Origin of the sequence: Photorhabdus laumondii subsp. laumondii, assembly GCF_003343245.1 — a bacterium.
Lineage (GTDB): Bacteria > Pseudomonadota > Gammaproteobacteria > Enterobacterales > Enterobacteriaceae > Photorhabdus > Photorhabdus laumondii.
The window spans coordinates 221,269-242,231 of record NZ_CP024901.1 but is presented as its reverse complement, the minus strand read 5'-3'; the positions used below and the strand labels follow the sequence as shown (position 1 = coordinate 242,231).

Annotated in this window: 17 protein-coding genes; 7 read left to right on the top strand and 10 right to left on the bottom strand. The window is 42.6% G+C overall.

Going from position 1 to position 20,963, the window contains the following annotated elements; all coding sequences use genetic code 11:
- Window positions 1-910: 910 nt before the first annotated feature.
- Both hemN and yihI read right to left on the bottom strand, forming a co-directional pair.
- Window positions 911-2,284 (bottom strand): oxygen-independent coproporphyrinogen III oxidase, encoded by a 1,374-nt coding sequence (hemN, locus tag PluTT01m_RS01185; RefSeq protein ID WP_011144629.1) that lies wholly within the window; start codon window positions 2,282-2,284, stop codon window positions 911-913.
- A gap of 193 nt (window positions 2,285-2,477) precedes the next feature.
- The gene (gene yihI / locus PluTT01m_RS01175) at window positions 2,478-2,987 is read right to left on the bottom strand and encodes a Der GTPase-activating protein YihI (RefSeq protein WP_011144628.1); all 510 of its coding nucleotides are present in this window, start codon (window positions 2,985-2,987) and stop codon (window positions 2,478-2,480) included.
- Window positions 2,988-3,180: 193 nt separating this feature from the next.
- On the opposite strand from yihI, the gene PluTT01m_RS01170 reads away from it, so the two are divergent.
- The 7 genes from PluTT01m_RS01170 to cdiI all read left to right on the top strand — a co-directional run bounded on the left by PluTT01m_RS01170 (window position 3,181) and on the right by cdiI (window position 13,362).
- Window positions 3,181-4,644: an ArnT family glycosyltransferase gene (locus PluTT01m_RS01170; protein WP_011144627.1), complete on the top strand. Its 1,464-nt coding sequence runs from the start codon at window positions 3,181-3,183 to the stop codon at window positions 4,642-4,644.
- 157 nt (window positions 4,645-4,801) lie between these two features.
- Window positions 4,802-4,861 carry a hypothetical protein gene (locus PluTT01m_RS28155; RefSeq protein WP_369931602.1) on the top strand — a complete coding sequence of 20 codons (60 nt, stop codon included), beginning with the start codon at window positions 4,802-4,804 and terminating at the stop codon, window positions 4,859-4,861.
- Between the two features lie 174 nt (window positions 4,862-5,035).
- On the top strand, window positions 5,036-6,715 hold the full coding sequence (locus tag PluTT01m_RS01160; RefSeq protein ID WP_011144626.1) for a ShlB/FhaC/HecB family hemolysin secretion/activation protein: 1,680 nt from the start codon (window positions 5,036-5,038) through the stop codon (window positions 6,713-6,715).
- A gap of 29 nt (window positions 6,716-6,744) precedes the next feature.
- Window positions 6,745-11,904: a DUF637 domain-containing protein gene (locus PluTT01m_RS01155; RefSeq protein WP_011144625.1), complete on the top strand. Its 5,160-nt coding sequence runs from the start codon at window positions 6,745-6,747 to the stop codon at window positions 11,902-11,904.
- 5 nt (window positions 11,905-11,909) lie between these two features.
- A complete protein-coding gene (locus PluTT01m_RS01150; protein ID WP_011144624.1) occupies window positions 11,910-12,455 on the top strand; it encodes an immunity 42 family protein in 546 nt (181 codons plus the stop codon).
- A 130-nt stretch (window positions 12,456-12,585) separates the two neighbouring features.
- On the top strand, window positions 12,586-12,870 hold the full coding sequence (locus PluTT01m_RS01145) for an Imm42 family immunity protein (protein ID WP_011144623.1): 285 nt from the start codon (window positions 12,586-12,588) through the stop codon (window positions 12,868-12,870).
- A gap of 123 nt (window positions 12,871-12,993) precedes the next feature.
- Window positions 12,994-13,362 (top strand): ribonuclease toxin immunity protein CdiI, encoded by a 369-nt coding sequence (gene cdiI, locus PluTT01m_RS01140; protein WP_011144622.1) that lies wholly within the window; start codon window positions 12,994-12,996, stop codon window positions 13,360-13,362.
- A gap of 426 nt (window positions 13,363-13,788) precedes the next feature.
- Here cdiI and PluTT01m_RS01135 read toward each other — a convergent pair whose 3' ends face one another.
- From PluTT01m_RS01135 to pstS, 8 genes are all read right to left on the bottom strand, one after another.
- Complete coding sequence (locus tag PluTT01m_RS01135; RefSeq protein WP_011144621.1) at window positions 13,789-14,532, bottom strand: amino acid ABC transporter permease; 744 nt, start codon at window positions 14,530-14,532, stop codon at window positions 13,789-13,791.
- A 1-nt stretch (window position 14,533) separates the two neighbouring features.
- Complete coding sequence (locus PluTT01m_RS01130) at window positions 14,534-15,271, bottom strand: amino acid ABC transporter permease (protein ID WP_011144620.1); 738 nt, start codon at window positions 15,269-15,271, stop codon at window positions 14,534-14,536.
- Between the two features lie 81 nt (window positions 15,272-15,352).
- Window positions 15,353-16,189, bottom strand: coding sequence for an ABC transporter substrate-binding protein (locus tag PluTT01m_RS01125; protein ID WP_011144619.1), 837 nt, complete (start codon window positions 16,187-16,189; stop codon window positions 15,353-15,355).
- Window positions 16,190-16,357: 168 nt separating this feature from the next.
- Window positions 16,358-17,077: a phosphate signaling complex protein PhoU gene (phoU, locus tag PluTT01m_RS01120; RefSeq protein WP_011144618.1), complete on the bottom strand. Its 720-nt coding sequence runs from the start codon at window positions 17,075-17,077 to the stop codon at window positions 16,358-16,360.
- Window positions 17,078-17,091: 14 nt separating this feature from the next.
- Entirely contained in the window at window positions 17,092-17,868 is a 777-nt protein-coding gene (gene pstB / locus PluTT01m_RS01115) for a phosphate ABC transporter ATP-binding protein PstB (protein WP_011144617.1), read from the bottom strand.
- A gap of 26 nt (window positions 17,869-17,894) precedes the next feature.
- Complete coding sequence (pstA, locus tag PluTT01m_RS01110) at window positions 17,895-18,779, bottom strand: phosphate ABC transporter permease PstA (protein ID WP_011144616.1); 885 nt, start codon at window positions 18,777-18,779, stop codon at window positions 17,895-17,897.
- A gap of 1 nt (window position 18,780) precedes the next feature.
- Complete coding sequence (gene pstC, locus PluTT01m_RS01105) at window positions 18,781-19,737, bottom strand: phosphate ABC transporter permease PstC (RefSeq protein WP_041379861.1); 957 nt, start codon at window positions 19,735-19,737, stop codon at window positions 18,781-18,783.
- A gap of 131 nt (window positions 19,738-19,868) precedes the next feature.
- The gene (pstS, locus tag PluTT01m_RS01100) at window positions 19,869-20,909 is read right to left on the bottom strand and encodes a phosphate ABC transporter substrate-binding protein PstS (protein WP_011144614.1); all 1,041 of its coding nucleotides are present in this window, start codon (window positions 20,907-20,909) and stop codon (window positions 19,869-19,871) included.
- Window positions 20,910-20,963: the final 54 nt, after the last annotated feature.

The following is a 20,963-nucleotide window of genomic DNA, read 5'->3' as shown; positions in this document are numbered from 1 at the left end:
ACAATCTCTGTTGTGATTTATATTCAAACTAGTAATTAAAAGGTTGGTTTAAGATGATGAAGTGGTGCCGGATTATTGTGGCGATTATTCTGTTTTATTCTCTTTTCGTTGGTATGATACAAGTGTTATCGATCAATTTTTATATTTTCCATGATTACTTTGGATTGTGGAAGATTCCAGCCAAAGTGGCCGCTGTTATCGCATCTCTTTACGTTTTTTGTCTACTTGTTAAGTTTTTGCCTCTTATTATTGCTATTTTTATATGTAGCTTAGTTTTGGTGGTAAATGTATGGCATTGGTCATTGTGGACTTCAATCCTTATTCTTATTTGGCCGGTTATTGTTGTCTTGGTTTATTGCGTACTCACCAAAAGCCTGAAATATAATACATCAGACTTTTAGGAATCAGCAGGTCAGCGAAGAAGAAGTTGCTCGCGTACTTGCACATATGATGGATGATTGAATTTATATATGAAAAATAAAATATTTAGCAAAAGGTGGTTCAAAAATCTTTTTTATGTATTTATTAAAGAATTATTGTGGTCAAATATGCCCGTTATAGCCATTTTTATATGTGGGATTGTATCAGTGTATTTCTTCCCCGATGAATGGTGGATTGCATCTTTAATAGGAAGTATTGTAATTGTCGTTCTATTTCTTGTTCTTACATATTTAAGTGAAAGAAAAAAAAGCTAAGCATATACGCTTAGCTCAGACCGCTGACAAACCTCGTTGAAAATAACGTTTTTTTCTTTGAGACTGTAATTTAAATTGTGTAATTGCCATTTTATTTAAACAGATATTAGGTAAATGAGGTTAAATGAAAACCGTAAAACCGGATATTCAAATGTAAAATAAAAAGACTTTAACGAGGTTAAAACCTTTTTATTTAAAAACCATGCTCTGAACAATCAAATCACCCTTGAAAACTGATGCTGGCGAACCTGTTGGCGCAAATAAATATCAAAACACATACAGATATTACGAATCAGTAACCGGCCTCGCGGCGTTACCCAGATCTGTTTCTCATTCACTTCAACCAGTCCATCGTCAACCAGTGGCGTTAATAATTGCAAATCTTCGGCGAAATAGCGGGTAAAACTCAGCTCATATTGCTGCTCAATATCGATAAAATTTAGACGAAAATTACAGATTAGCGCTTTAATAACATCACGACGAATACAATCATCTTGGGACAGCGTTAAACCACGCCATAAAGCATGCTCCTGTTTTTCTAATTCCGCATAATAGGTTTTTAACTCTTTTTGATTTTGAGAATAGCTATCGCCCAACATACTGATAGCAGAAACTCCCAAGCCTAGCAGGTCACACTCTTCCTGAGTGGTATAACCCTGAAAATTGCGATGTAATTTCCCTTCCCGCTGAGCCACCGCCAGTTCGTCATCCGGGCGAGCAAAATGGTCCATGCCGATAAATTGATAGCCATTACTTGTCAGCGTTGCGATTGTTTCTTGCAATATATCCAGCTTTTGTTCAGCACTCGGTAAATCATGTTCCTTAATTTTACGTTGAGCAGCAAATAAACTCGGCAAATGAGCATAATTGAAAACACTCATTCTATCCGGTGATAACGCTAATACTCGTTCCAGAGTGAAAGCAAAACTTTCTGGTGTCTGTTTCGGCAAGCCATAAATCAGATCAATACTGGTGGAATTAAAACCCGTTTCGCGGGCACGAGCTACCAAAGCAAAGATAAACTCTTCATCCTGTTCACGGTTCACCAAATGCTGTACTTCTTTATTGAAATCCTGCACGCCCATGCTCAGACGGTTAAAACCTTCACTACGCAGGTGATCAATCATATCCAGTTCAATTTCACGTGGGTCAATTTCAATAGAAATTTCAGCATCTGGCAGAAAATCAAAATGGTGACGCAACAATCCCATCAATTTACTGATTTGGTTTTTATTAAGATAAGTTGGCGTACCACCGCCCCAATGCATCTGACTCACTTTACGACCAGAAAACAACTTTGCCCGGCCACGAATTTCCCGTTCAAGCCATTGCAAATATTCATCCGCCTTATGCTTTCGACGAGTGACCAATTTATTACAACCACAGAAATAACAGAGCTTATGGCAAAACGGAATATGGAGGTAGAGAGAAAGCGGTCGTTCAGGGTAACGGGCAGCAGCCTGGATAAATGCTGCATTATCATACTGTTGATTGAATTCCAATGCCGTCGGATACGAAGTATAACGAGGGCCGGAATAATTGTATTTCTGGATCAAAGGCAGATCCCAAACGATGGCTTGCTCAGACATGCTCATTCCTTCCGATGTTTTTGCCCATCAAAACGTAACACTTTCATATGCTTAATATGTTGCGCTATGGTGGCTCCGCGCAGCCGGGTTTTACGCCGCGATAATCGCCACAGTTTACCCAATAACCATAACAAATAACATACTATTAGTATGGTTATTAGGATCAACCCGCCTCTGATCATGAGAGATTAAATTAGTTACCTTTCAGCAGTTGCATAATGTCATCCTGCTTCTCTTCTTCACGCTCTTCCTCATCCAGTTTAATACCTAACTCTTCCATCAGAGCGTCAATCCGATCCAGCGTAGTGTCAACATAAGCATGCTCTTCTTTAGACAGACTTTCGCCATTTTCCAGACGCTCTAACAATGCATCCAGACGATCGTCGTTTTCCAACATTGCTAACTCTTCCTGTGGCGACAGACGTGGTTTTGTCTCGACTTTATTAGCAACGACAGGTTTTGTCGGTTGTTCCCCGACGATCAGCGGAACAGGCACTTTACTACCAAGACGTGGATCACGTTGCTGTTTGCCTGACGGATGTTTATCACCGCTCTGTTCCTGATTGCGGTTACCGGGCGGATTGCCACGATGTTTTTTCTCACGCTTACGTGCACGCCCTTCCGCATTCAATTCTTCGCGGTTTTTTCTTTTCTGTTTACTAGCGGATACTTTGGCTGGTGCTTTTTTCTTTAACGGGTTCATAGCCTGTTACTCAGTTTGGTTTATCAGGGTATTGCTGCGCCGGAATCTAGCAGAAACTGCACGTATAGAAAAGCGCCGTGAATAACTCTTTATCTTTTAAAAAAAATAGCCAAAAATCTCTTATCATTCATGCATGGTTTAACCATCAACAAATATTCTATTACTCTTAGCTTTCAATAAATGATAAATCGATATGCCTATTTTTGATACTTCTTGCTATAAATCCGTTTACTTGTGGGTAGTTGGTTATGCTTTGTTATGGATGATAGTGAGTTATTCATTCGACCCAACCGTCCCTTATGATGCCGTCGAAGCATTGAACTGGGGAAAAAACGGCGAATGGGGTTCACCTAAAAATCCGTGGTTAGTGGGTGTAATGATGCTGCCTGCTATCCATATAAGCGGTGTTTCATTGAGTTTTTACTGGTATTTCATTCACTTTATTGCTATCGCGATTAGCATGCTCGGTGTATGGCATCTGGCATTTCGACTGACAGGAAAAAAAGAGCTGGCATGGCTCGCCATGCTGACATTGAATCTGTCTGGTATTATTAACTTCGATATTATCCCATATAACGATAATTATCTGCTAATTATGCTCTGGCCGTGGATTATGTTGTTCTTTCTACGAGCCGTATATGACAATCCACATTGGTGGTTGGCGTTTGCCCTTAGTTCCGGGCTGGCAACAATGGGAAAATATTCCACATTGGCATTGGTTGGTTCAGTTTTTCTATTGACCCTGTTTGTACCTAAAATTCGCCAATGTTACCGCCAACCCGCGCTTTATCTCGCACTGGTTATCTGGTTTGTGCTGGTCCTGCCTAACTTCTGGTGGCTGTGGAATAATGATTTTGCCGCCTTCAAATGGGTAAATTCACAAATAGATAGCGGGTTTAATTTACAGACCACCCGATCGTTATTATCAGTATTTTATCCACTGATTATCGTTGGCATTATTATTTATCAGCTTGGCGGCCGTATTAGCTGGCCGAAAGAGCAACCGAACCGATTGGTAAACATTATCATCTTGTTGCCATTACTGATTATCTACTGCTGGTTCTCATTCAATCAAGGCGGAAGAATGACAGAATGGCTGCACCCCTTTATGTCTGTTTCATCAGCGCTGTTGGTCGGTTCTATTACCCGATTTCCACAAAAATCATTACGCAGCACTTTGAGAGGGTTGATTGTCGTTGCGGTATTGATTTTGATGGGATATGTACTGATTATGGCAGCCAATGTTCGCGGTGCCGGCCATAAATTCGAAGGTATTAAAGACTTTTCTTGGCAACTGGAACAACGCTGGCATCAACACTATTCGACACCGCTCCATTATGTCGGGGGCGAATACTTACATCAGTGGCTGACTGTCTACGCGCCAAGTCAGCCAGAGACTATCCAACCTTGGATACCGGGAAAGCAGGCACCCAATATCTACAACCGCCATGTTAAAGCAAGCGATATTGTACGTAGCGGTGCTATTTTGGTAGGCGAAAAAGGTAAAACTTGTGAACAGGAAGATTTTCACAGCGTTCTGCAATACTGGCCAAAATTAAGAATAAGTAGCACGGAGGAATTCCTTTTCCAGCCTGAACCTGAAACTAAGCCAATATTGGTTTGTGTAGGTTTTGTGTCACCGGAGAAATATCAATAGCTTTCTCTGCAAGTTGAAAGCCGATTTAACCGGCTTTCAACATTTCATACGCTATTAGCCAATAGACCGGCTAACTTAGCATCATCCTGCATGATGACTTGTACATTTCCATTACGTAGCGCAGCTGTCAGATAATACTCGCGCAGATACTGCACGATTGCTTGGTTGGGAACGCAATACTATTACACAGAAGTTAAAAGAACCCGGGTTGGAGTAAGGAGATAATATCTCCATCCCTATCACCACTTTGCGGAGTTTAATATATCAGATTCCCCATTAGCAGGATTAAATAACCGATCTCGATCACATTTCATACTATTCATTCAGACAAGAAAATAATCCCTCATTAGAATAGTTTATTAATGTTATTATTAAACTATCAAGATTATTTATGGGAAGCCGTTTTCTTTATCACCGACGCCTGACAGGGCTTATCCTGCTGACAATCTCCGAACTGGTCTATGCTTCAACATCGATCAGCCCTGCGGATCAAGAAACCATCACGCAACAACAAAAAGCATTGTTGCAACAAGCCGAGCAGCAACGGGAAACGCTGCGCAACAACATCACCTTATCTCCATCCCCTGATGTAGCGCCGGGTACAGCAGAATCTATCTGCCACACCATTCACCGGATTGAATTTGACGGTGCCAAAAGCCTGCCTCTACCGATCAAACAGCACTTAATACACCCTTATTTATCCCACTGCTTATCTTTGCAGGACATTAATACATTGGTACGACAAACCACTAATGCCTATATTGAACGGGGTTATGTCACTTCCCGGGCCGGACTCAACGCACAGGATTTATCCTCCGGTATTCTCATTATTACGGTCAATGAAGGCAAAGTTGAATCCGTCAGTCTGGACGGAGAAACACCTCTCTCGTTGAAAATGGTTTTTCCGAGCATAGTGGGTAAAACGCTTAACCTGCGAGATATTGAACAAGGCATGGAACGTTTGAACCGCCTGCCTTCCCAACAAATGACCATTGATATTCAGCCGGGCAAACAACCGGGTTATTCCACGGTTATCTTAAAACGAACGTCGATTCGCTTACCCGTTAGTGCCAGTTTGGGGGCTGATAATAGTGGTCAAAAAAGTACCGGCACCGAGCAAATCAATGCCAGCATAAATTTGGATAATCCATTACACCTTGCTGACCAGTGGTCATTATCTGCCAGCCGCAACAGTGACTTCCGCAATAGCCATCAAAGCCGTAGCCTCTCCGCCAATGTGACGGTTCCTTACGGTTACTGGTTATTCAGTTATCAATATGCATGGAATGACTCTTTTCAGAATATCCCGGCATGTTCACAAACCTATCGCTACACAGGTGACAGCCAGACTCACCGGCTGGCAGTAAACCGGACGTTATATCGTGATGGAGAGCAGAAGCTGGCATTGGATATGGGGCTGACACGCCGTCGAACCACCAATTTACTGGCGGGAGAGACATTATCCATCAGCAGCCCGACACTGAGCACCATCAACCTCGGCGTTAATTACAGCACCGTGCTGGCGGGGAGCTATGTCACCTTTAACCCGATGGTCAGCCACGGTTTACAAACATTTGGTGCCACCAAAGATGATCCGCGTTTCTCCGATGCGCCGCGTAGTCAATTTCGCAAACTCAGTCTGAGCGCCAGCTATTTCATGCCTGTCACAGACTCCGTTTATTACCTCTCATCGATTTACGGCCAGACCACGCCAGACAACCTTTACGCCAGCGAACGTCTCTCACTGGGGGGACAATATTCCGTTCGGGGATTCAAAGAGCAATATCTCACCGGCAACCGCGGCGGATATTGGCGCAACGAGCTGAACTGGCGGATATCAGAACTGCCTATCCCAAGCGAGCTCACTTTAACCGGAGCGCTGGATACTGGCTGGTTACAGGAAAAAACCGGACAAATCGAGGGCGGCAATGTCACCGGTACGGCTCTGGGCTTATCACTGACTCACCCTAGATTCAACCAGACCATCACTATTGGGAAACCCCTCATTCACCCTGATCACCTAAAACCGGATCACTGGGTCGCTTATTGGTCAGTATCACTGACTTTTTAACACTTAAATTAAACAAAAGGGATAGTACGATGAGTAAACGCAACAACTCGGTGGCGAGAGGCACGAGTTATCTTTTAATTTACCTGACGGCAATTCAGCCGCTACACCCGGCGATTGCTGCGGGGATCACACCGGACAATAACCATACGCAGGTACAAAACCAAAGCAACGTTCCGGTTGTCAATATTGCCACGCCGAATGACGCGGGGATATCCCACAACACCTATAAAGCGTTCAATGTCGATACTCAAGGCGCTGTACTCAATAACGCCACGCAAGCGGCTCAATCACAACTGGCGGGGCAACTTAACGCTAACCCTAATCTGCATGGAAAAGCGGCGGAACTGATTATTAATGAAGTGACCGGCAGCGGACAATCTAACCTGCAAGGCCAATTGGAGATTTTCGGCAATAAAGCCAATGTAATGATTGCCAACCCCAACGGCATTACTTGTGATGGCTGTGGCTTTATTAATACTTCGAGTGCAACACTGACCACGGGTAAACCGCAATTTGATAAACAGGGTGCGTTGGAAGCATTGGAAGTTAAAACAGGCCAAATCACCATTGGCGGTAAAGGGTTAGATGGCAAGGCGACGGATTATGTCGATATTATCAGCCGGGCAACGGAATTAAATGGAAAAATTCAGGCCAATAACCTGTCTCTGACACAAGGCGCTAACCGAATCAGTTTAAAAGACGGCACAGTTAAACCTGTCGCTGGTGAAGGCGCTAAACCCCAATTAGCCGTTGATACCAAAGCATTAGGTGGCATGTATGCCAATAAAATCCGACTGGTTGCCACTGAAGAGGGCGTTGGTGTTAATCTGAAAAATTTAATCAGTGACCAGCGTGATATTACTTTAAACGCCAATGGCAAAATTGAACTGGGCAATATTAAGGCTAAAACGGACCTGAATGTTATTGGCAAAGAAACCCATATTGCGCCCAATATTAACGTGCAGGCGGGACGGGATATTATTCTGGAAAATACCACGCTGGATAATAAAGGAAGCGTGACTGCTGGCCGGGATATTCGAATATTTGGCGATACCGTGCGAAATAACGGTGATAAAGCACTTCTGCAAGCCAATAATAATATGTGGATACAGAAAGATGCTCAGGGGAATAAAGGTCATCTGATTGAGAATAAATCTGCGACGATAAAGACGGTAAAGGGGGATTTGGTTGTCAGGACCCAAAAACTTAATAATACACGTGATGTTTTTGTTGTTAAAAACAAGGAGTTAATACCAGATTCAACAGATAAAAACCTGATTATTAATGAAACGAAAACCTGTGATTTTGGAGACCCGGTTATTCATGAAGCTGCATTAATCACTCCACTTCCTGATAAATGGTTTGGGCGTGTTGATTTTGGTAGAGATAATACTACAGATGGGGGAATTCATATAAATCACGCCAGAACTGAAACCATCAATTCTGACAGTAAGCAACCTGGAGTGATAGCATCTGGAAAGAGCATTTATATCAACAGTGATGAGTTATTGAATTTTGTCAGTAAGATGAGTGCCGGAAAAGATATTTTCTTAACAGGAATTAATTTTATTAATGAAAGCAAAATAACCGGCGTGCTAAATAATTATATTGTATATACTGAGAAGGAAACCGAAGGTAGTGTGTCTTCCCGTGGCGACGTATATATCAGGACAGACTTTGACAGATCAGGAAACGTTAAAACATGGGAGGATGAAAGCAATATTATTGAACCCGCCAGTGTTGTTGCTGCCGGTAATCTTGTCGCTGATTTTAAAGATAATATTAATATTCGCACACCACCCCCTTATGACATCAATGAAATGTCCCAAATCACCGTTGCAGGGGGTTATGATGCGTTATCTGCTAAAAATATTGTCTTAAATTCAGGGAAAATCAACAACAATAATATTATCAAAGCTAATAACAACATCACGATTTTAGCAACTGACGCTGTTACATTAAACACCGGGGAAGTTATTTCGGGTGGTGATGTATCCATGATCGCCGCTAATAATATTGATGTATTGCAGAGTAAAATCAAGGGAAAAAACATTACTGTTATTAGCCGTAATGCTGATTTGAAATTGCAAAGCAATGAGACTGTCGGATATTTCAACCATGATGGTAATAGAATAATCAGCCGCATTGAGGCAACAGGTGATTTATTGCTAAACGCAGGTAAGAATATTATTTTTCGGGACATATTTTTAACTAAAAGTGATAATATTACTTTAACGGCAAATAATGATATCACCATTGATAATAACAATGCGGTGCTATTATCACATAAACGAATTGGCAGTATTATCTCTTTCATTAAAGAACAAGAACTTTTTAATAACATGTTATCTAAAGTGGGTAAGCTGGATGCAAAAAGTTCTATTGTGATTAATGCCGGTGGAAATTTATCGGCTAAGAGTATTCGTTTCTCCGCAGAAAAAGACATCAATTTAACTTCTGCAAAAAGTATTGATCTGGCTCCCCGTGAATTATCTCCTTCACTGAGTAAATTATTCCCTTCATCACGTTCAGGAGAATTAAGCAGCCAATTAACCGCAGGGAATAATATCAGTGTCATCAGCGGTACAGATATTAACGGAAAGGCGGTTCAGATACAGGCAAACGGTAACGTATTATTGTCCTCTGGAAGGAATATCACACTCCTGCCCCTGCTTTACTCTGCTATTGCTTACAATGACGATGACAGACCTGAGCATTATGATGAACATAAAGATGACAGAAATTATGGCACACAAATCCGTGGTACTAAAAAGCTGACAATGGCTGCCAATGGAGCCATTACCACTGTGGGTTCAAAGTTACTTTCTGATGGTGATATAACGATTACCTCTGGTGGTGATATACGTTTCGAATCGGCTCGGAATCACTTCTACAAAGATCGCGCTGATTATTTCAAAGATAACAGCATCACAGAAACCTATACTCAACAAAGTACTGAATTAACCAGTGGTGGTGTGCTAACCGTGCTTTCAAACGGCAGTATTCTTTTTCAGGCCACTAAACTGGCGGCCAAAGGGGCAATGGATATCGCGGCGAAAGGTGGCTATCTGTACGCTCAGGCGATGGAAGAATCTAACCATTATGAGAACACAGAGACAAGTCGTAATTGGTATGGCAGGAAGAAAACCGCTAAACGTACCCGTCATGATGTCACTAATAAAGTCACTGAATTTACCGCGGGTGGTGATATTAATCTGTTAAGTCGGGATGACAGCACTTACGAAGCCAGTCAAATTGCCACTAATAAAAACGCCAAATTGACCAGCACTCACGGTAAAGTCAATTTTAAAGCGGTAAAAAATACCGCTTTTGAACAGACTATTACCTATTCCAAAGGCTTTTATATTAAGCAAAGGGATAAAGGTTATACCGAAGATAAGTGGGTTCTTCCCTCTATTCATATTGGCGGAAAACTGACCGTAGAAGCGGCTAAAGGTGTCAGCGCGGATATCAAAGCGAAAAATGGTCAGTCATTACAAAATGTCCTGACTGTATTGGGGAATACACCGGAGACCGCCTGGCTGAAAGGACTCAACGAAAATAAAGATACCCAGTGGAATGTGGTGAAGGATGCTTATGACAGTTGGGATCACAAAAGCCAGCATTTAAACCCGGTGGTTTCTGCGGTGATTGCGATTGCGGCAGCGGCAGCAACCGCAGGCAGTTCTCTGGCGGCATCTGTCGCATCTTATGCGGGTAATAGCGTTGCGGGTGGGGCATTAACCGCAGGAATGTCATCACTGACGGCACAGGCGGCGGTTGCTATTGTGGATAATCAGGGTGATCTATCCAAAGCACTAAAAGTGTTGGGTAGCAGCGATACCGTTAAATCAACCGTTACCTCAATGGCGCTTGGTGGCGCACTGGCGGGTTTTGATAACGTCATGGGATGGGATAAAGCCGCCAATGGCGCTCAAATTGACCCGGCAAAAGCGACATTACCTAAACTGAGCCATGGCGACTGGAGCAAAGTGGCTCAACGGGTAGCGGGTCAATCCATTATCAGTTCCAGCCTTGGTACAGCCATCAATGGCGGTAGTTTTAAGGACAATTTTACTACCGCATTACTTGCCAATATTGGCAGCCAGATTAACGCCGAAGGTGCCGGGTTGATTGGGGCTAACGGTCAGGTGTTAGATTTACCCGGAAAAGCTATCAGCCATGCGGCGGTTTCTGCTCTTGCTGCGGAAATTGGCGGCGGTGATGCCAAAGGGGCGGCGGCTGGAGCATTAGCCGCAGAACTGGCCGCGATAACATTGGATAAAACATTCAATGATCCAATGAAAATTCAGGCAGGTGGCAAAATCATTGGCAGCGTCGCAGGGGCCATTGCGACCAACAGCGCCAAAGGGGCTAACAGTGGAGCTAATGCCGGGGAAATTGTTATTCTCTTTAACCACCTGAACTCCATGAATGCCTACAATCTGGTCAGAGAACTCCAGGAAGCCAATAAGCAAGGAACGCCTACCGAAGCAATCTGGAACAAATACAACAAACTGAGCGCTACACAACGGGCAGAAATGTTGTCTCACTGTGCCGGGAACGGTGGGTTATGCACACTGACCTATCAGGCTGAAATGGAAGGAGGAATAAAAACAGCGGATGCCATCAGTGGTCTGAGATGGATGTTTGGCTTATCAGAAGAAGATTCCCATCGTATCAGTCAGTTTGTGACGACAGAAAACCAGAACGATTTAGGGCTGTTGTATAACTCGTTGCCAGCTTGGGAAAAAGGTGCACTGATAGCCAAAGAGGCGGTAGAATCTGCCGGTATTGGTGGTGCCATCGGCGGTAAAGCTTCGGTTGCTTCGATTGTTGGGAAACACAGAGGAAGCGCAATACCAGTACTGGAGCCAATAGTCGCTTCTAATGGGCTAACTTACAAATCAAACCCTAAACACACTCTTGGTCAGCAAGGTAATCGACCCAATGCAGGAATTGAACCTAAGGGCTCGGTGGATTTATTTAGTCATTCTATTTCTTCTGCTTCTAAAGAAAAGCAAAGATATTCCATTGATTCTGAAAAAAATGTTCATCGCTTTTCTTACAGTAATGATGGTACATGGCATTGGTCTGGTAGTACTGGAGATCAAAAAAATCCATTAGACAGACAAGAAATTCCTAATGATGTAAAGAAAAATTTTGGTTTACCTGGTAAATGGAGATAGAAATTATGATTTTTGGTGATCCATATCGTTTTGCGATATTAGTAGAATATATTCCCTATTGGAGTGATAGTTCATTTAAAAATGGGTTATTCCATTTTTATATTAATGGGAAAATGTTCCCTGATGAACTAACTACCGCAACATTAAATGTGGATGTTTTTTCTTTAGATGAAAAAAATGCATTAGTTTCTTTTCCTGAAAATAAAGAGCTATTTGATAAAGAAATTAAAGAAGCATTTAACACGATGTTAGGTATGATATCTCCTAATCTGGTAGATAGTAACCTAGATGTGCCAGAAGATTTTGAATCGTCATATATTTATAAAGCTTCAACAGAGAATATTGATGATTTTGGTAGTTCTGTATTTGCTGTATCTTACGATGATATTGTTAGAATCATCGGAGCAAAACGACGTATCTTAAGATATGATAATAATGGTTGTGGTTACTGGGAAGATATTCCTAAACCTGATTTCTATGAAACAAAAATTTATAAAGATGAAGTTAAAGAAATAATTTCCAATATAAAAAAATATTATATATCATTGTAATATAGTCTCCATATATAACCCCAACTACAGTTGGGGTTATTTGGAATGGCAGCTCCGGAGATATTAACAATGCCTTAACAAGCAAACAGGTGCCAAGTGATATTCAGAAAAATCTAGGAGTGAAACTAAAATGATTTATGGTGATCCATTTTTATTTTCTCTTCAATTTGACATTGTTGATGTTTTCGAATTAAGAACAACAATTGACTTTTACTCAAATATGAAAATAGATGAGTTGGCATGTAATGATATTCCCTTTGATCCTATTACCTTATACAGAAATGCAGAAAGTTATTTTACAGGAGAAGGAGAAGATCTTATTGATGGCTTGTTTGATATGACCTGTACTGCAATGGGGGATAATGGCTATTATATTTACTTTATGAAAACAAGCCAAAATGATTGCCTAATTTGAAGTGTTGATGATGGGAATACAATAAAGGAGACATTATTACCTGCTGGTACAGTTCATTCTGTAATTCAAAAAATGTCACAATGCCCATTAACTGAAATATTTACTAGTAACAAGAAAATAACAATGAAGCAAAAATTATTTGGTCAACCATATGATGAAAGTAATCCTGAGTGGATTCTGAAAGGTTATTTTGATGTGATGTACCAAAAGGGGAAAAATTATTTTTATGATGTTATAGAAAATATTATAAAAAGACATGGTTTTTCTACAGATGGTGCCTACTGTAATTTTCCAGATATGAATAGTTTTTTTGAAGAAGAACATTTTGAAGGGGTTGAGTTTACATGGGGCTATCCACCAGAACAAGCACCAACAATAATTGTAAGCGAAGCAACCTGTTTCAAATATGTAAAACTAGCCTGTGAGAAATATCTTCAATTACATCCAGAAGATACAGAGCAAGTAAAATCCTTACTTGTTCAACTCCCTTAAATCAGAATGATCCTAGCATTGAATGCTAGGATCTTTCTCAGTCGGTTGATTAAACACACATTCAAGCAAGCCCTGAGTGTTTTCAGGGCCGGGAATCGACATATTCATGAGTTATCTGTTCCAAAAAATTGCGAAATTTTCGATCTTTCGTATAACAGACAGAGAACGGAGAACGGAGAACGGAGAACGGAGAACAAAAGACAGAGAATATAAGTATATCAAGTCAGAAGAAAGATCAGAGTTATCGTAATATTTTACTTATTTTAAAGGCTAATTACCATCATATTATCTAAAAAGATTATTTATTCTGTTATTTTAATATTCTTTCCTTATTCTCATAAAGTTGCTAATTAAAATTAAAAATCCCCCTATCGTTAAAATAGGGAGATTATGCCTTAGATAAAGATAATTAAGTAAAGAGAAAAACTAATATTGGGGAGCCAAAACTAATTTTTCTTTCCGCCAGAAACGGAAAAACGATATTTTCCTACGCTGTAGAGTAAATCGGCGAACAAGATAGTTTGCTGTCAATTCCAATGCCAAACACATCACGAAATAAATTAACGCGACAAATAAAAAGACTTCTGTCGGGTAAACCATGCTGCGGTTATTAACCTGAGTTGCCAGAAATGATAATTCCGCCACGCCAACAATATAAGCCAGAGAGGTATCTTTTATCAGCGCAATCCACTGATTAATAAAGGAAGGCACCATCATACGCAACGCTTGTGGCAATACAATGTACCAAAGTACCTGCCAACGGTTAAAACCTAATGATAGCCCTGCTTGCCACTGACCGGCTCCAATCGCAATAATCCCCGCTTTTACCCCATGAGCCAAATAAGCCGATGTGATCAACGCCAGAGCGCAAACCACCGTGGTAATTTCTGGAATTTCCATACCCAGCATCACCGGCAACAGGAAGTAAGTCCAGAAAATCAGCATAATGACTGGAATTGCACGGAAAAAGCCCAATACCGCAGCTAACAGGTTAACCCAAAATCCTTTCAGCATTGCCAAAGCAATACCGGCAACTGTACCCAATACAATAGAAATCGTCCCGGCTATCAGGCTAATAACCAATGTCAACGCCGCCCCTTCAAGAGGACCATCAGGAAATGTACCTAACAGTAGATAGCGCCAGTTTTCTGCAATGACCGAAAAATCCATTCTAATGTCCTCTCGTTATAGCTTGTTGTTGACGCCATTGTCCCCAACCTTCCATGACGGCAATGGTGGCGATATACAACACCGTTGCAACACCGAATGCTTCAAACGTTTTTAATGTTTCGGTTTCTACTTGACGGGAAGCATATGACAACTCAGCCACGCCAATTGCCATTGTCAGTGACGAGTTTTTCACAATATTCATATATTGCCCTAGCAATGGCGGCGTTGCGATTTTCAACGCTTGTGGCAATACCACATAACGCATTGCTTGCCAGCCAGTGAGTCCCAGTGCATGAGCTGCATATTTTTGCCCGCGCCCTATACCCTGAATACCGGCGCGTAGCTCTTCCGCCACGAATGGCGCTGAATAGAGAGTCAAACCAATAAATCCAGCCAAAAATTCGAATGAAGGCCAGGCCAATGATAGACCTAACAGATTGATTTCATGGGGTGTATTCAGCCAAAACATCACCTCTTGCGGCAGTATCTGCCCTGAGGCGAAATACCAGAAAAACAGTTGCACCAGCAAAGGCGTATTGCGAAATAGCGTGGTGTAAGCGGTTACCAGCCAACGGAGAATTTTCAATTGGCTGTCACGAGCAGCAGCCAGTACAAACCCTAGCAAGGTGGAAGCGATAACGGTACAAGCGGATATCCACAATGTAATCAGGAAACCTTGCCAAAGCCATCCCAAATATTGGGGAGCAAGTAACTGTTCTGTAACAAATAATTCAAACATATCTTACTATTACCAGGTATTACCAATGACAAAGCCCCGCAACAAAAGGCGAGGCTAAAATTATCAATAACTTACTACTCATTAAGACTGAGTTTGCTGCTCCAAAGGCGCAAACTTAAAGTCACCTCTCGGTTGAGCCGATTTGGTTTCCGGGCCAAACCAACGGTTATAAATTTCCGCTGCTTCACCCTCTTTTTCCAATTTCAGCAAAGTTTGGTTCACCGCCTCAACCAAGCGCTCTTGTCCTTTCGCCGCAGCGACTGCCTGATATTCACGGGTGATGCTAAAAGGAGAGATCTCAAATTCAGCTTTTTGGGCTTCCGGTACATTAGCCAACAGACCGACTAACTTAGCATCATCCTGCGTGATGGCTTGCACATTGCCGTTACGTAGCGCAGCAAAGGCCAGAGGTGTGTCGTCATAAGAGATCACTTTGGCTGTCGGGTAATGCTCGCGCAGCGTAATTTCCTGTACTGTGCCTTTATCAGCACCAATACGTAAGTTTTTAATGTCTTCGGGCGATTTTAAAATACCTTTACGGGCAATAAATTTTTGCCCAGTAGCAAAGTAAGGGATTGAAAAATCAACTTGTTTAGCACGCTCATGAGTGACGGTAAAGTTGGCAGCAATCAAGTCAACTTTCTTTGATGCCAACAGAGGTAAACGGTTTGCTGGGTTAGTCGGGCGCAGTTCCAATTTAACACCCAAGTCATTGGCAATCGCGTTTGCGATATCTACATCATAACCTGCCAGTTTTTTGGTTTGCGGGTCAATAAAACCAAACGGAGGATTACTGTCGAAAACAGCGATCCGCACGGCACCGGTTTTTTTAATATCATCCAGTTTATCCGCCTTCGCAGCACCAGTAACCAGTGTTAACCCGGCCAATAACGCCGTAATAACAACGCGAGATTTCATTAAACTCTCCTGACAACAATTAATTCTTTATTAATCACAAGCTATCAATTTCACTATAGTGCATGAAATAATATAAATAACTATATTTATAACTATCAGCAATTATAAGATAAAAAAAATGCCGGTAAAAATACCAGCATTCAGACTATTGACCAAGTGGTCAGCGAGCTATTCGTTATCTTTTGTCAACAGCTTTTCCAGTTCATCACCACCTACATGCCGGAAATCCTGCCCTTTAACATAGTAGAAAATGAATTCACAGATGTTTTGACAACGATCGCCAATGCGTTCGATAGAACGGGCACAAAGCAGGACGGTCAGTACACTGGGGATGGTTCGAGGATCTTCCATCATATAAGTCATCAACTGGCGGACAATACCTTCATACTCTTTATCCACCTTTTTATCTTCGTGATAGATACGAATCGCTTCTTCCAGATCCATGCGGGCAAAGGCATCTAACACATCATGCAGCATCTGGATGGTATGGCGGCCCAGGGATTCCAAGCTAACCAACAGGGGTTGATGCTGATGTGAGAATTTCTCAAGTGCCGTCTGGCAAATTTTATTTGCGACATCACCAATTCTTTCCAGTTCAGCAATTGTTTTCGAAATTGACATAATCAGCCGCAGATCACTGGCCGTTGGCTGACGCTTAGCTATGATGCGAACACACGCCTCATCAATAGCCACTTCCATCATATTGACCTTATGGTCATCCTCAATCACTTCACGCGCCAATGCAGCATCCTGATTATGCATCGCGGTAATGGCTTTAGAGAGTTGTTCCTCCACCAGCCCACCCATTGCCATCAGTTCAGTACGGACATGTGCCAGCTCAGCGTTAAACTGACCAGAAATATGTTTGTTGAGATTCAGATTGTCCATGTTACGCCCCATAATCAACCATAACGACCGGTAATATAGTCTTCAGTTTGTTTCATTTTCGGTGTGGTAAACAATGTGTCTGTATCACTGAATTCAATTAATTCACCAAGGTACATAAACGCAGTGTGGTCTGAACAACGCGCAGCCTGCTGCATATTATGAGTCACAATCACCACGGTATATTCAGATTTCAATTCGCTGATCAACTCTTCAATTCGACCGGTAGAAATCGGGTCAAGGGCTGAGCAAGGTTCATCCAATAGCAAAACTTCTGGCCGGATCGCAATGCCACGCGCAATACACAAACGTTGTTGTTGCCCACCAGATAGACTGTATCCGCTCTGATATAGCTTATCCCGGGTTTCACTCCATAAAGCCGCTTTCGTCAAAGCCCACTGAACACGTTCATCCATTTCTGCTCTGGAGAGTTTTTCAAACAGACGGACACCAAACGCGATATTGTCGTAAATAGACATTGGAAATGGCGTTGGTTTTTGGAATACCATGCCAACGTTGGCTCGTAGCAGCGCCACATCCTGTTTATCAGTCAGGATATTCTTACCATCCAGCAGAATTTTACCTTCCGCCCGCTGTTCACCATACAGTTCATACATTTTGTTGAAAGTTCGTAGTAACGTAGACTTACCGCAACCCGACGGACCGATAAAAGCAGTTACTTTATTCTTTGCAATATTCAACGTTATGTTTTTCAGCGCGTGAAATTTGCCATAGTAAAAGTTCAGATTGTGGACCTGAATTTTGCTGCTAGCGATATCATTAACTATGTTCATTTACTTCTCTCTGTTGAAAATATCGGTCAGTGCTTTTTCTTGGCAAACAGCACACGCGCCACAATGTTAATCAGCAATACACACAGGGTGATCAATAATACGCCGGCCCACGCCAGTTGCTGCCATTCGGAGAATGGACTCATAGCAAATTTAAAGATGGTGACCGGTAAGTTAGCAATTGGCTGGCTCAGGTCAGTACTCCAGAACTGATTGGAAAGAGAGGTGAACAGCAATGGCGCTGTTTCCCCAGCAATTCGAGCAATCGCCAGCAGCACACCGGTGATAATGCCGGATACCGATGCTTTCAGCGTGATGGCTGAAATCATCTTCCATTTCGGTGTACCTAAGGCATAAGCGGCTTCGCGCAGGCTATCAGGAACCAGTTTTAACATGTTTTCTGTGGTCCTGATCACAATCGGCACCTGTAACAACGCCAAAGCAATCACCCCCGCCCAACCGGAAAAATGCTGCATTTTTGTCACAACGACCATGTAAACAAATAAACCGACAACAATAGAAGGGGCTGACAGCAAGATATCGTTTATAAAGCGGATCACCTCTGCCAGCCATGACCGGCGGCCATATTCCGCCAAATAGATACCCGCCATGATCCCCAGAGGCGTACCGATAACTGTCGCCCACAGGATCAGTAATCCACTGCCCACAATGGCATTTGCCAAACCACCACCTTCCGTATTCGGTGGCGGTGTCATTTCGGTGAACAACGCCAGTGACATGCCGTCGAAACCTTTGGTGACGGTAGAAAACAGAATCCACACCAACCAAAACAGACCAAACAACATGGTCGCCATTGATAACAGCAGAGCGATGCGATTTTTTTGACGGCGCCATGCCTGTTTACAGCTACGTACATTAGCATCAATAGGCTTTTGTCTGTCTATCGTTGCCATATCAGCGCCCCTCATTCTTCGCCAAGCGCATAATCATCAATTTTGATAACGCCAGCACAATAAAGGTGATCACAAATAGAATCAGACCAAGCTCCATCAATGCTGCGGTATGCAAGCCAGATTCTGCTTCCGCGAATTCGTTCGCTAGCGCAGAAGTGATGCTGTTACCCGGCATAAACAGTGAGAAACTATCGAGCTGGTAGGTGTTACCGATGATAAAAGTCACCGCCATCGTTTCCCCCAACGCACGACCAAGGCCCAACATGACACCACCAATCACGCCATTTCGGGTGTAAGGCAACACGATATGCCAGATAACCTCCCAAGTGGTACAACCGATACCATAAGCCGATTCTTTCATCATCACCGGTGTTTGTTCGAAAACGTCACGCATCACCGAAGTGATATAAGGGATAATCATGATAGCGAGAATAACACCCGCCGCCAGAATACCGATACCAAAGGCAGGGCCGGAGAACAATTCGCCCACAATCGGCATACTGGCGAGGAGATTGCCGGCGGGCTGCTGGAAATAGGTGGCAAATAGCGGCGCAAAAACAAACAACCCCCACATGCCATACACAATACTTGGGATAGCGGCCAGTAACTCAATGGCGATACCGAGCGGACGTTTCAGCCAGTTAGGTGCCAGTTCTGTTAGAAACAAAGCAATCCCAAAACTAACAGGCACTGCGATAATCAGCGCAATTAGCGAAGTAACCAATGTACCGTAAATCGGTATCAAGGCCCCAAATTGCTCTGCCGGGGCATCCCACGTTTTCTGCCAGAGGAAAGAGATGCCGAACTGCTGAATACTAGGCCAGGAGGCAATAATCAGCGAGATAATGATGCCTCCTAACAAAAATAAAGTTATCAGCGCAGCTAGCCTAACCAGTGCGCTGAAAATAATATCGCCATTTTTACTGGGTGCTTTCATTGCCGTTTTTTGTTCGGCCATAGAGCTTATTCTCATTCGGGGTTAACTCCCCCCTTAAACGGGGAAGAAATTAAAACGACAAATTTAATCGATATTTAAAGCAATCGATATTTAAAACAATCGATATTTAAAACAGTCACTATCAACACGACTTAATACAGGGCCTTGCCATTGCTATCTTTTATCTGGGTTTTCCAAGCCGCACGAACTTGCTCAATCACCTCTTTAGGCAGAGTTGCATAATCCAGATCGTTTGCCTGTTTACTGCCTTTCTCATAAGCCCAGTCAAAGAATTTCAATATTTCTGCCCCTTTCACTGCATCTTTTTGCTGTTGATGAACCAGAACAAATGTAGTGGAAGTCATCGGCCACACATTTTCACCTTGCTGGTTTGTCAAATCCTGAGCAAACGTTTTATGCCATTCTGCTTTCTTCGCTGCGGCACTGAAACTCTCTTCTGTCGGGCTAACAATGTTGCCATTAGCAGATACCAATTTGGTATAAGCCAGATGATTCTGTTTAGCGTAAGCATATTCAACATAACCAATGGAACCCGTCAGACGTTGAACAAATGCGGCAATCCCATCATTACCTTTACCACCCAAACCAATAGGCCAGCTTACGGTGGAACCCACGCCAACTTTTTCTTGCCACGCTTTATTCACTTTAGAGAGGTAGCGAGTAAATACAAAGGAAGTACCGGAACCGTCAGCACGACGTATCACAGCAATATCTTGTTCCGGCAGTTTGACTCCCGGATTCAATTGAGTAATTGCTGGATCATTCCACTTTTTCACTTTACCTAAGTAAATATCGCCTAAAGTTTTACCATCCAATGTCAATTCACCAGATTTAATCCCCGGGATATTAACCGCCAGTACCACCCCACCGATGACGGTCGGGAATTGAAACAAACCATCAGCAGCTAACTTTTCATCAGATAAAGGGGCATCGGAAGCCCCGAAATCAACGGTATTTGCCAGAATTTGTTTTACGCCACCGGAAGAACCGATGCCTTGATAATTGACTTTATTACCTGTCTCTTTTTGATAAGAATCCGCCCACTTGGCATACACCGGTGCGGGAAATGTCGCACCTGCCCCGGTTAAACTAGTGGCAGCAAATACAGGCAGGGTTGTCAAAGAAAACGCCGCTGCCATTATGCCGGTTACGGTGGTACGCATCAGTTTCATAATCCCTCCTAATGGGATATTGAGAATCAACAAAGAAATGTATACCCGTTATCC